At 38.0% G+C, this 13,284-nt stretch carries 7 protein-coding genes and 3 pseudogenes; 2 read left to right on the plus strand and 8 right to left on the minus strand.

From position 1 onward, the window contains the following. Positions 1-100: 100 nt before the first annotated feature. Positions 101-3,112 (minus strand): bifunctional diguanylate cyclase/phosphodiesterase, encoded by a 3,012-nt coding sequence (locus tag ACP69Y_RS16260; protein WP_425919480.1) that lies wholly within the window; start codon positions 3,110-3,112, stop codon positions 101-103. Between the two features lie 210 nt (positions 3,113-3,322). Here ACP69Y_RS16260 and ACP69Y_RS16265 point away from each other — a divergent pair. Then, a pseudogene (locus ACP69Y_RS16265) lies at positions 3,323-3,460 on the plus strand (helix-turn-helix domain-containing protein); the annotation flags it as partial. 235 nt (positions 3,461-3,695) lie between these two features. Here the strand turns inward: ACP69Y_RS16265 and ACP69Y_RS16270 are convergent. The 3 genes from ACP69Y_RS16270 to ACP69Y_RS16280 form a co-directional block, all read right to left on the minus strand. Continuing rightward, positions 3,696-5,216, minus strand: coding sequence for a catalase (locus ACP69Y_RS16270; RefSeq protein ID WP_425919482.1), 1,521 nt, complete (start codon positions 5,214-5,216; stop codon positions 3,696-3,698). A 217-nt stretch (positions 5,217-5,433) separates the two neighbouring features. Beyond that, entirely contained in the window at positions 5,434-6,057 is a 624-nt protein-coding gene (locus ACP69Y_RS16275; RefSeq protein ID WP_425919483.1) for an FMN-binding negative transcriptional regulator, read from the minus strand. A gap of 254 nt (positions 6,058-6,311) precedes the next feature. Beyond that, complete coding sequence (locus tag ACP69Y_RS16280; RefSeq protein WP_425919484.1) at positions 6,312-8,000, minus strand: diguanylate cyclase; 1,689 nt, start codon at positions 7,998-8,000, stop codon at positions 6,312-6,314. A gap of 293 nt (positions 8,001-8,293) precedes the next feature. Between ACP69Y_RS16280 and ACP69Y_RS16285 the strand changes: the two are divergent. Next, positions 8,294-9,369 (plus strand): annotated as a pseudogene (locus ACP69Y_RS16285) (IS3 family transposase). A gap of 84 nt (positions 9,370-9,453) precedes the next feature. Here the strand turns inward: ACP69Y_RS16285 and ACP69Y_RS16290 are convergent. The 4 genes and pseudogenes from ACP69Y_RS16290 to ACP69Y_RS16305 form a co-directional block, all read right to left on the minus strand. Continuing rightward, positions 9,454-10,494: an IS481 family transposase gene (locus ACP69Y_RS16290; protein ID WP_425919485.1), complete on the minus strand. Its 1,041-nt coding sequence runs from the start codon at positions 10,492-10,494 to the stop codon at positions 9,454-9,456. 65 nt (positions 10,495-10,559) lie between these two features. Next, positions 10,560-11,828 carry a hypothetical protein gene (locus ACP69Y_RS16295; protein ID WP_425919486.1) on the minus strand — a complete coding sequence of 423 codons (1,269 nt, stop codon included), beginning with the start codon at positions 11,826-11,828 and terminating at the stop codon, positions 10,560-10,562. 139 nt (positions 11,829-11,967) lie between these two features. Next, positions 11,968-12,738 carry a GIY-YIG nuclease family protein gene (locus tag ACP69Y_RS16300; protein ID WP_425919487.1) on the minus strand — a complete coding sequence of 257 codons (771 nt, stop codon included), beginning with the start codon at positions 12,736-12,738 and terminating at the stop codon, positions 11,968-11,970. Positions 12,739-13,157: 419 nt separating this feature from the next. After that, positions 13,158-13,284: pseudogene (locus ACP69Y_RS16305) on the minus strand (IS6 family transposase); the annotation flags it as partial.

Here is a 13,284-nt window from a genome sequence, read left to right on the forward strand (position 1 = left end):
GGTTTGGTGTGGTAACTCAACTGATGGCTCTAGTCCTCTTATTTTTCAAGTCAATTTCTTATCCGCGATTCGGGTTAATTAAGGATTAAAATAAGCCTATTCAATGCAGAGTTTTCTGAAGCAATAAATACTGCTCGAGTTCATCAATTGGCATTGGTTTACCAAAAAAATAGCCTTGGTAGTGATAACACCCCTGTTTTTCTAATATGTCACGTTGAGCTTCGGTTTCTACACCTTCAGCCAGCACAGAAACTCCCAAAGTTTTCGCCAAGACAATAATCATTTTGGCAATCTCCGCATCATTGACGCTGACCACAATATCACGAACAAAACTTTGATCGATTTTTAATTGATCAATTGGAATTCGTTGTAGATAAGTCAGAGAGGAATAACCTGTACCAAAATCATCGAGAGAGAAGGTCACCCCATAACGTTTAAGAATCGTCATTTTTTCAATAATATCTTCTACTCGGATGACTAATGCACTTTCGGTTAGTTCCAGTTTTAGTAAGTGTGCCGGAGCCTGTGTGCGTTCCAGAATTTCTAGCACATCCTGGACATATTCATCACGAGCAAATTGGCTAGCACTGACATTCACGGCCATGCTGAGATGGGCTGTTTGCGGGTGCTTGGCCCATTCATTCAATTGCAGACAGGCACTTTCGAGTACCCACTGCCCCAGTGGAATAATAAAGCCATTGTCTTCCGCGACTGGGATAAAACGGGCAGGTGAAATCATTCCTTTGACTGGATGCTGCCAACGTAACAAGGCCTCTACACCAGTCATCTGTTGTGCACGATTGACTTGTGGCTGGTAATATAAAACTAGCTGATTTTTTTCTAGGGCTTGACGTAATCCTGCATCAATCTCAACACGTTCCCGAACCTGAGATTGAATCAGTGGATCAAAGAAGCGATAAGTATTTCTGCCATAGTTTTTTGCTTCCTCCATGGCCATATCTGCACGTTTAATTGGATCTTGGACATTTTCATGTGCTTGTAGCCCAAACAGGCTGATCCCGATACTGGCAGAACTACGATATTCTGAGTCTTCAAAAAAATAGGGTTGAGCGAGTGTGTGCAAAATATGTTTTGCTGTCGTTTCTGCTTGTTGTATGGTATCCGTCTCAGAAGCACTCAGCTGATCGAGCAGTACAAAAAACTCATCACTACTGAGCCGAGCAACCATATGATTGGCTCCTACACACTCCAACAGGCGAGTTGCGACTTGCTGTAATAAGCGGTCCCCAGTTTCATGACCTTCTGTATCGTTTAAAGCTTTAAAATTATCCAGATCAATGCACAGAAGTACGCCCAGCCGTTTTTTATTTGCTGCTTCTTGCATGCTCTGTTCAAGACGTTCCAAAAATAGGCTACGATTTGGTAGCTTAGTTAGCGCATCATAAGATGCTAGCAAGCGTACTTTTTCTTCTGAAGCTTTATATGCGGAAATATCGCTAACCGAAGACACATAATGCGTCGTTTGGCCCTTCTCATCACGTACAGCGGCGACCAAAATGTGCTGGGGATACAGTTCACCATTTTTGCGCTTATTCCAGATTTCACCCTGCCAAGACCCTGTGGTGCGAATATGGTCCCACATGGTGGCATAGAAGTTTTTGTCATGCCTGCCTGATTGAAAGATTTTAGGCGTATGACCGATCAACTCTTGCTGGCTATAACCAGTAATTTCTGTCAAAGCACGATTAGTACGCAAAATAACTAGATGAGGGTCTGTAATCATCATCCCGACCTGAGAATCAAATGCAATCGCGGCGATCCGCTGGTTTTCTTCTGCCTTCTTAGGTTCGGTAATATCACGTGACGAGCAGAAAAACACTTCTTCATCATCAATGTGTATCAGTATTGCAGTGACTTCTACTGGATAACGTTCATCTTGTGCATTGTGATAAAAAGTTTCAAAGCGAATGCCTTCAGGGCTGCGAATACCGCTTTTAATCAGATCTTGAATTTCTGCTTTATTATAACCGTCATCCCAGTAGTGTGGTGTTTGACCGAGGGCTTGTTGCGGTAGGCTTCCGATCATACGAAAAAAGGAATCACTGCCTTCAAGAAGCCTACCTTGTATATCTAAGACATGGATACCGTCTTTTGCGTTACGTAACAGCATCCAACTACGACGATTGGCCAACATGTTAGCCTGAATTTGACGCCAAAGTAACCAGGTAGCAATAGTGGTAACTGCAAGGAAGAGTAACACCAGTAAAATAGCTTGGATAATGTCATCATACCATTGGGCCAGATAATCTTCTTCGCCTAAGGCAACAGCGACAAAAACTGGCACACCGCTTATCCTTCGAAAGTTACCAATACGCGGGACTTTATCTGTTGTTCGTCGGGTATAGATGGTACCAGACTGGGTACCGGAGTGAACCAGCTGAGACAGTTCCGGTGGGCCACCAACAAAACCTACTTGGCCATTTAGTGTTTTGAGCATGGGATTACGTGCGATAACTCGCATATCTAAGTCTTGCACCAGTACCACCCCTTTGGGACCTACATCCAGTCCCTTAATGAGAGTATTAAAGTAGCTGGCAGGCAAAGCAGCAGTAATGACCCCAGCAAAAGTTCCATCAGGCTGATTGTAACGTCGTGCCAATAAATGAATCCAGCCTTGACCATTTGGATCCCTGATCAGTCTGGTGACAAACAGCCGATCATTATTTTGCTGTTGGGCATCTTTAAAAAAATTATAATTCGCATAATTAGAAGTCTCATGACCAATATCACTACTGCCAAATTTAACTTGACCGTTCACATCAGTGATGTGAATTCTTGTAACAAAACTGATCCAATCTTTTTGTTTTTGAATTAAAATATTAAGTTTTTTATCATTTATTTGTTTTTCCTCACGTAATTCTTTTTCTACATAGGTTTGTAGCGTATGCAAAGACAAATCGATTTCTTTTGAGCTGCTACTAACACTTTTTTCAAGCAGCAAGGTTAAATTTTCTACACTAGTCCGAACTTCAGCTTCTTTGTGCTCACGTGAAATGTGCAAGGTATAAGCCAATAAGCTGATCATGCAAATATTCATGATCACTGCGGTGAGGACAAGAAGGATAAAAATAGAATTGTTTTTTTTCAGCATATTAGCTCTGTAAGGTAGAATTATTTTTTACACTGTAAATACAGTACCAAAACAATTAATCTTTTTAGTTAAGCAATGAGATTAAAAACCACTCAAAAATTTATTCAAAAAAACTCTCAAGGATTTTTAAATTTATTAATGATGAGGAAACACCTAACTCTAAACTATTGCAATACTTTTCAATAAATAAAAATCTAAGACTCTATCTAAGCTGAAACTTTAGGAATAAAACAGCCATCTCTTTCAGCAATAGAAAATCGTGGTAATGATCTTAAGATTTCGACCATAAAAAAGTATGTTGAAGCAATGGGAGGGAAGCTCCGTATTGATGTAGAACTCAGTCCTTAAAAGCTACTCAATCAAACCGTCCAACTTTCGGGGGTCAGATCAAAGGCTCCCATTTTTGATTTCGTATATGCCATTCCTCATCGATTTCCTATTATCGGTACATAGAGAGCAGGATGCTCCAGATAAGAATAAGAAAAGACAGCAGCGGAGAATGTAGGTACGACAGGAGTTATACCTAACGCATCAAATACGAAAAAGCCCGACAAATGTCGGGCTTTTTTATTAAGTGCTTAAATTAAAGAAAGCTTGGCAGACCTTTGGCAGGATCTATTTCACGTGCAGCTTGAGCATCAGCTATAGTCATGTTCAAAGCTTTAGCAACACCTTGTCCGTAGAGTGGATCACAAGCATAACAGTTGCGAATATGACGATACTTGATGAAATCAAGTGCATCGCCCATTGCTGCAGCCGTGTTGTTAAACAATGCCTGTTTCTGTTGATCGTTCATTAGATTAAACAGAGCACGTGGCTGAGTGAAGTAGTCATTATCATCTTCACGGTAATCCCAAAAATCGGCATTACCAGTAATTTTTAATGCAGGTTCTTTAAACTGAGGCTGTTCTTGCCACTGATTGAAACTGTTCGGTTCATAATGTGGAAGCGAACCATAGTTTCCGTCCATACGGCCTTGACCATCACGACGGTTAGAATTTACAGGACAACGTGCCGCATTGACCGGAATTTGTGAGTGATTCACGCCAACACGGTAACGCGCGGCATCCGCATAGTTAAATAAACGTGCCTGGAGCATACGGTCTGGTGAATAGCTGATACCCGGTACTAAGTTATTTGGTGCAAAGGCAGCCTGCTCTACATCTTGGAAGTAGTTTTCCGGATTTCGATTCAGCTCGAATTCACCGACTTCAATCAATGGGTAATCGCCTTTTGGCCAGACTTTGGTCAGGTCAAACGGGTGATAAGGAACGGTTTCAGCTTCCAGTTCCGGCATGATTTGAACATGCATTTTCCATTTCGGAAAGTCGCCACGTTCGATGGCATCAAACAGGTCAGTCTGGCTGCTTTCACGGTCTTGAGCAATAAGGTTGGCTGCTTCAGCATCGGTCAAGTTCTTGATCCCTTGCTGAGTACGCATATGGAATTTTACCCAGAAGCGTTCATTGTTGGCATTGATAAAACTAAAGGTATGACTGCCAAAACCATGCATATGGCGGTAGCCATCAGGGATACCACGATCCGACATCACAATCGTGACTTGGTGCAGAGCTTCAGGCAATAGCGTCCAGAAATCCCAGTTATTAGTGGCACTGCGTTTATTAGTTTTCGGGTCGCGTTTAACTGCTTTGTTTAAATCAGGAAACTTGCGAGCATCGCGCAAGAAAAACACTGGGGTGTTATTTCCGACTAAATCCCAGTTGCCTTCTTCAGTATAAAATTTAAGCGCAAAACCACGAATATCACGCTCTGCATCAGCAGCACCACGTTCACCGGCCACCGTTGAAAAACGGGCAAACATTTCAGTTTTCTTGCCGACTTCCGAGAAAATTTTAGCGCGGGTGTATTGGGTGATGTCATTGGTTACGGTAAATATACCGAAAGCCCCTGAACCCTTGGCGTGCATACGACGCTCTGGAATCACTTCACGAACAAAGTTGGCCAGTTTCTCATTCAGCCATAAATCTTGGGCAAGTAAAGGTCCACGTGCACCTGCCGTCATACTGTTCTGATTATCAACTACAGGCGCACCAGCTTCAGTAGTCAGGTGAGTGACAGGACACTTTTTAGGGTCTTGACTCATACATCAACTCCATTGTCTTTCAATTTAAATTTTCTAAGGAAATTCAAGAACCACACATCCTATACTAGCGTTAACTACATCATAAAAATATTAAATTAAGGCTATTATTAAAAGACCATTTATTTAACATAAAATTTCTTATACGAAGTCAAAAAAGCGAGGCCCCACCGTCCTCGCTACGTATAACGACCATTATGTTAAATAAAGTAGATATCACTTAACTTCTTTCAAGTCTCAACATACTTTCAGCAATATCTTTTTTACCTTTGGCTTGTAACGTCTTAACTACAGAATCAAAATCTTTTTGTTCCCTATTTTGACTTAGCTTTGATTGAGCTTGAATTCTAGAAATAATTATTTCAAAAACAATTAGGTCTTCTAATTGAGCCATCAAATACTCTTTTGGAGCATCAGATAGTTTCCATCCTGAATCACCATTAGCTTTTTTTTCACTTATCTTTGTTAGCATGCCGACAGCAGATAATTTACTTTTATTATCTGTAAAATAAGTAATATTTCCATATATATGAACAACCTGATAGTTCCAAGTAGGTACTTTTTTGTGGTCTTCAAATTTACTTGGGTAATAATTTGCTGAAATATAGGCATCATCACCCTTAAAGATACATAGAACTTCTTGATCATCAGAAACAAGCGTTCTCATATCATTATTCATTGCAATATGACCAATTAAAGTATTATCGCTTTTCATGATTAACGGTACATGTGTTGCAATAAGCCCATCTTTAGTATTAGCAACTATGCAAGCTAAAGGATAATTTTTGATAAGGTTTGTTATCTCTTCTGTGCGTACTTCTTGGAAATCATTTGGAATATACATTTATTTTTCTGACTCACCTCTAGGTTAAAAGTAAAATTTTGGTTCGTTGAAATATAATTTAATTTTCCTAAAACTAATATAATACACCTTATACGAAATGCAGCTTAAAATAAAATCATACTACTGATTTTTATATATTTTTTAAATAGAAAATCCTATATTTGATCTAGGATTTTCTTGTTATTCACCAACTAAATTGTAATAAATTCCTTCTTCCAATCCCATTTTGGAAGTGTTCAAAAATCTATGTTATTTCAATAACCTATAACCACTTGATTACGTCCTTGTTCTTTAGCTACATATAATCCTTTATCTGCACGAATTATAACCTCATGCATAGAGGTGTCATGTTCATCTACTTTGCTTATACCGATACTAATAGTAATGCCTTGCTGCTCTAATATTTGTGTAGCTTCAATAGTGTTGCGAATTTTTTCAGCAATTTTTTTCACTAGGATTGGCTCAGTTTTAGGTAATATTATGACAAATTCTTCACCGCCTAAACGTGCAACAAAATCAGTCTTTCGTACCGAAGTAGTTAAAATTTTAGCCACACTCTGCAATACAAAATCACCAACATCATGCCCATAACGATCATTTACTTTTTTAAAATAATCAATATCCAGCATAAATATATGATAAGAACAGTATATGTCACGTTTAAATTGTTGAAAGACATTGTCTAAATGTTCATTAAAAGCACGCCGATTATATAAATTGGTCAATGCATCATGGCGTGCCAATTTTTCTAATTCAATATTAGCATTGGAGAGTTCTTTTGTACGTTGTTCTACTTTAGCTTCTAAGTTTTCATTTGCAGTTTTTAATTCATTTTTTTGAGCCAACAATGTGTCCGTCATGGCTTGTAATGATTGCGATAAGGTTTTAATTTCCCAAATATTAGTCTTAGAATAAAAATGGATATTTTCATCCCCTTTTTCTACTGAACGAGCACTATGAGCTAAAGATTCAATTGGTGTGCTAAAACGCCCTGCAATACGGTATGCCACATACAATACAAGTAATGTAAATAAGCCACCTAAAAATAATATCTGCCGTTGTAAAGCATGTACTTCAGATAATGCCACACTTACTGGTTGTCGAATTACCACATGCCAACCCATATCAGTCGTAGTCGCTGAAACCACTGGGAAATTCACAGTAAAATAGTTTTGATCTGTACCCCAATCATCTAAAAAATAAGATGTTTGTTGTGCATTATATTTCGGTGGATGCACTATCCCAATACTACGATATGGATATAAAATTTCACCATTTTTATTCGTAATAAATACTTGAACATCACGTTTTTCAGCATTTTCAGTTAATGATGTTTCTAAAACATGGCTTGCCCAACTCCAATCAGCGTGAGCTGCTAATACACCTTTAATACGCTGTGTTTTAGGATCGTAAATTGGTGCAGCAAAATCAATAAAGCGTAAAGGTTCATTAGGATTTAAGGCTTTTACTTTTTTTGCCAATAACACAGCTTCATGCACATCACCTAAGTATGGATGAACTAGTCCTGCTTTAAACCAAGCGCGATCTTTAACATTCACTCCTTTGAGTAAGTCATCAGCAGCAACAACAACTTTACCTGTAGGATTAGCAATACCTAACCATGCATAATATTTATAAGATTCTTGTACTTGATCTAATTGTTGTTGAATACGAGGGTTGTTGAAATCACTTTCAGCAATAAATGGTGACTGACTCAATAAAATAATTTCACGCTCACGCTCGGTAAGCGAGTTGGCTAATCTATTACTAATGCTTTTGGCTGTTATCAATAAGTTTAAGCCACGCTCTTTACTCATTTGATCAGAGGCTATTTTTTCAATAAAGAAAGTGCTACATAACAAGAGAAGGAAAGACAGCCCTGCAAATAAAATTAATAATCTATAACGAAAAGAATTTAGAATAAAAGCGTGGATACTCTTCACCAAACAGCCATTTTTATAAACTATAATATTTATTGTAATATTAAGTCTATTTTTTAAAATTTATTTTTAGATGAAAACAATAAACTTCTTTCATAAATCATTTTATCAACACCAGTCATTTAAAAGATAATTAAGTAATTGGTTCAGTTCCTCCCGTATTTTGAGATAACACAAATAATAGAGTCCGAAGGACTTATATCTTACAAAGATATAAAATGACCTGGTAATCCCCCCTAAAAATAATAGGACCTAAAAGTAGAATTTTCTCTTAAAGTATAGGCAGGAGATTCTGCATGAAAACATCTAAATTTACTGACAGTCAGATCATGTCCATTTTGAAACAGGCGGAGTCTGGCACACCTGTAGCTGCCCTTTGTCGTGAACACGGTATGAGTAATGCGACCTTCTATAAATAGCGTGCCAAATATGGCGGTATGGATACATCATTAATGGCAAGACTCAAAGAACTGGAAGCAGAAAATACCAGACTTAAAAAGATGTATGCTGAGGAACGCTTAAAGGCAGAGATCATTCAGGAAGCGATGGCAAAAAAGTGGTGAGGCCATCTTGCCGACGTAAGATGGCACAACAGGCAGTTGCCCACTATGCCATTAGCATTCGTTTGGCTTGCAGAGCATTTAGTATCAGTGAAACCTGCTACCGTTATCAGTCCAAGTTAAACGATGACAATGCATTAATTGCAGAACAGCTCATTGAGCTCACTGAAGAAAATACAGATTGGGGCTTTGGTCTGTGTTTCTCTTATCTACGTCATGTTGAAAACCATGTTTGGAATCATAAGCGTGTTTATCGCATTTACTGTGAGTTAGCACTGAATCTGCGCATTAAACCGAGAAGAAGACTAAAACGGCATGCACCAGAACCACTGAAAGAGCCGATCCGAGCAAATCAGGTCTGGTCACTGGATTTTATGCATGACCAGCTTTCTGATGGTCGTAAGTGCCGGCTATTGAATGTAATTGATGATTATCGTCGAGAAGGTTTGGCTATTGAAGTAGGATTCTCATTACCCACAATCAGGGTTGTTCGCACATTGAATCAGTTATTGGAATGGCGAGAAAAACCGTTAGTTATTCGGTGTGACAATGGCCCGGAGTTTATCAGTCACGAATTTGTACGCTGGGCAACTGAACAAGGTATTCGTATTGAATATATTCAACCAGGTAAACCACAGCAGAATGCGTATATTGAACGCTATAATCGGACCATACGTTATAGTTGGCTGAGCAAACATTTATTTGATACTTTGGATGAAGTACAAGATTATGCAACAAACTGGCTGTGGCATTACAACCATGAAAGACCACACCAAGCAAACAAAGGAAGGCCACCTCTAATGGCTGCTTAACCTCTAATTTTAACTTCGGTTATTTATGTGTACTAGCTCAAACCTGATCTGACAGTTACCCATTTTTTTATTGTGCCTGTCAGGTTAAATTTGAGCTAAATTCTTCTCAGCCCAAATTCGTTTTCCATCAAGTAAAGTTTCAAATGGTGTACGACCACAGCACATTTTTCCTTGATGAGTCCGTTCAGTATTATAGAATTTCAGCCAATCGTCTAGATCAACTTGTAATTCTTCCAACGAGCTATAAAGCTTTTTCCTAAAGGTAATTTGATAAAACTCCTGCAGTATTGTTTTATGGAAGCGTTCACAGATCCCATTCGTTTGTGGTGAAGCTGCTTTTGTCTTCGTGTGATCAATATCATTGAGGGCTAGATACAACTCATAGTCATGTTGTTCCACTTTGCCGCAATACTCGGTTCCTCTGTCTGTAAGAATGCGAAGCATTGGTAAATCCTGGGATTGATAGAAAGGCAATACACGATCATTGAGCAAATCAGCCGCTGTAATTGGTGTTTTGGTTGTATAGAGCTTGCAATGAACGACCTTGCTATAAGTATCGATAAATGTTTGCTGGTAGATCCGTCCCACACCCTTGAGATTCCCGACATAAAAGGTATCTTGCGCACCTAAATAGCCTGGATGAGCTGTTTCGATTTCACCACATGCCACATCATCTTCATGTTTACGCTCAAGTGCAGCAATCTGATGATCATTGAGTTCGATACCATCCTGTGCCACTTTAGCTTCGAGTGCTTTTAAACGCTTCTTAAAATTCTCCAAATCATGGCGGAGCCAGATAGAGCGAACACCACTCCCTGAAACAAATACACCCTTCTTGCGTAATTCATTACTGGTACGATGCTGACCATAAGCTGGATACTGAATTGCGAAATCAATAACCGCCTGCTCTGTAGCATCATCTACACGGTTTTTTAGATTTGGTACTCGACGGGACGTATTGATCAGTGCATCAATGTCACCAGACTGCACTAACTCCTGATAGCGATAGAAAGTATCTCTGGAGACACCCATCACTTTGCATGCTCTGGACACATTTTGAAGTTCTTCGGCTAAATTGAGTAAGCCTACTTTGTGTTTGATGATTTGATTGTTAGTATGCAACATAAGAAAGTTACCTTTGTTTGATTGAGATTTCGACACCTTTATCAAAACGGGTAACTTTCTCTTTTTCAAGAAGAATGTACGATCAAGTCTGAACTAATACAATTTATGGGAGGATTACCATCTTGCTCTAAAAATTCCTTAAATCTGCTTACCATACTAGGAATAATTTGATCAATGATCTGATTTTTAAATAAATGTTTAGAATGAGGTCTAGGTATTACAACTTGTCTTAATTCCTCTAAAGTAACAGCAGAACTAGGGAAATCAAAACATTCTCCTGTTTGTTTAATTACTTCCCGACCTAGCTCTATTGCCGTATTCATACAATCAATACACATTGGATCAGCTTGACCATTTATATCGAATATCTCATCAAAAAATAGTGGTGCAGACTTTATTTCCAGAACCCATTTATTTTTATTTGAAGGTCTTACACATTCATATTTCTGCCTAAAACAGCCTGGGCATTTCCAATTATCATCATAACGTTCCCAATATTTTCCTTTAGTAGATATGAGGTAAGATAACTCCTCTTTAGAAGGTCTTTTGGTTATAAGTGGATTACCTTTCAATCTCCAAGAATTATTTGGACCTTTAAAATGTTCAGTGTTGTAAAGTATCTTTTCAGGTTCGTACTTATCAATTTCCAACAAATTATTATGTTCAAACAACCGTTTAGAACGTCTTTCTATCTGTCTGGATGTTTCCTCTGATGGTTGATACCAATCATTCTTCTCTGCTGCAATCATGGCAAATTTTTCAGCCATTTCCATACGTATATGAAATATAGGCTGTACTCGTTCCCATACTTTTTTTGCAACTTCCTCATTAATTTGATGCTCTTTATTTGGAGAGGCTATAACAAATTCTGATATTTCTTTAGGAGAGAACGAGAAAAACTTATGTGCTTTAACTATTTTTTTTGCATCTGCATCAGCTTTGTTGCAGTCAAAGCAAACAATAGTCTTATCGTATGCTGATAAAGAAAATGCTGATTTGATGGCAAATCTTTCAGAAAGCTCATCAGCAACTTGTTGCTTTTTTGATGTGGAATACTTTTCAAATAATGTTCTTACCACTTCTTCCATATGATCATGATGTTCATGAAGCTGGCATGTTAAGTAGTTATTTTTATTTAAACGTACGATCTGAGACTTTGAACGTCTACAACAAGGACAAGACCATTCTACTGGTGTAAGTACCCACCATCTATTTAAATGAGCACCATCAGCATTGAATAAAGTAACCAACTTTCTAGTTGAATACGTAAATTCTGAGTCGATCCCTTTCAGATCTCTCTCACTTAAGGAATTTCGAAATTCATCTAGGGTCATAGTTCTCTCCAAATAAGATATATCCGATGTGCTTTTTTTTATATTTCAGTAACTACAACCTTAAATTTTTGCCAATCTGTTAGCAATATAATTAATCCTTTAAACGACAACCAATGTCGTTTAAAGCACTAATTTTAATTTAATAAATTTTTTCTAACTGTTTGCGTAATTCATTTAAATTTTCATCGATTTCTTTAAAAGGCTTATTTACTTTATTAAAAGCCTCATCGATTTCTTTATCTTTCTGATATACAAAAAATCCACCGATAAGGGCTCCTACAGAGAACCAACCGAAAACTAGACTTTCTCCCGTAAAAAGACTTAAGGCACCTAACCAGACTAACCAACCAAATGGTAGTGGAAAGAAACAAAGGAATAAGAAATTTTCAAAACCAGAGAGTTCCTTTTTAATTGGTCGTGGTCCCAATTGCTTTAGTTTTTGTTCATAGGAGAAAATTTTTTCTTCTATTGGCTTACGTCTCGCCAAACGTTCTGCCTCTCGCCTATCATCTTCTCTCTGCCGAGCTATCTGTTGAGCTAGCTCAACTTTCCTCCTTTCATTTTCTCTACGAGCTAATTCCTGACAAATTTGCTCTATACCATGACTTTGTTTCACATCATGAATCTTGTAATGACCAATTACTGGTAAAATTAGCTCAATAGCTTTTTTCACTGAAATTCTAAAAAACTCACGATTACCCGTAACTCGATAATTTGCTAAAGCTCTATGTGCTGCTAACTCACTAAACCCGCAATTGTCTACCATTACACTGAACTCTAATTCAAATGGAGTAGGGACACCTGTCGAATGTAGTTCAGACATTCGCTTCGAGGGATGTTTAGTAGTTTTACCAACTTTTATAAGGTTAGGCATTGATGGATTACTTAATATGTATACATATTCACTCATATCATTAACCGACTACTTTTCCGATTATCCATCTGTATCTCAATTATTTACCCTCATATCTCTTATCTAAAGATTGTAACAATGCTGTTATTAGTTTGGAGATTATTTAACGTAAAAGCTCTTATGCGAAGTCAAAAAAGCCTGGATCTACAGCCCAGGCTTCGTATAAACACAATTATATTAAATTGAGAAGAAATATAGCCAAAATTCTTACTTGAAATAAGAGTGATGCCGAAAAAAGGCCAATAAGTTTTTATACTTATTGGCCTTTTATTCTATTAGTGTCGATTTGGGGTCTTATGATCTGGATGCCCATTGTTCACATTATGTTTAAAGGGTGCTTTATGAGCCGGACCCTTTTTCACATGGCACTGTTGCAAATAGAGATTTGAGTCAATGATGTTCCCTTTAAAAAGTGCTTAGAGACCGAAAACTCTATTCACTAGATACACTTCACCCTGAGGCTGACCATAATAGAATGATGAAGCTTGTCCTTTACGTAGTGCACGCATGACTTCAATACCTTTAATTGTGGCATAAGCCGTT

Origin of the sequence: Acinetobacter sp. TSRC1-2, from assembly GCF_049895885.1 — a bacterium.
Classification (GTDB): Bacteria; Pseudomonadota; Gammaproteobacteria; order Pseudomonadales; family Moraxellaceae; genus Acinetobacter.

What these genes read in the sequence shown, in the direction of transcription:
- ACP69Y_RS16260 (WP_425919480.1), bottom strand. Translation starts at nt 3,112, where the DNA reads ATGCTGAAAAAAAACAATTCTATTTTTATCCTTCTTGTCCTCACCGCA.
- ACP69Y_RS16270 (WP_425919482.1), bottom strand. Translation starts at nt 5,216, where the DNA reads ATGAGTCAAGACCCTAAAAAGTGTCCTGTCACTCACCTGACTACTGAA.
- ACP69Y_RS16275 (WP_425919483.1), bottom strand. Translation starts at nt 6,057, where the DNA reads ATGTATATTCCAAATGATTTCCAAGAAGTACGCACAGAAGAGATAACA.
- ACP69Y_RS16290 (WP_425919485.1), bottom strand. Translation starts at nt 10,494, where the DNA reads ATGTTGCATACTAACAATCAAATCATCAAACACAAAGTAGGCTTACTC.
- ACP69Y_RS16295 (WP_425919486.1), bottom strand. Translation starts at nt 11,828, where the DNA reads ATGACCCTAGATGAATTTCGAAATTCCTTAAGTGAGAGAGATCTGAAA.
- ACP69Y_RS16300 (WP_425919487.1), bottom strand. Translation starts at nt 12,738, where the DNA reads ATGAGTGAATATGTATACATATTAAGTAATCCATCAATGCCTAACCTT.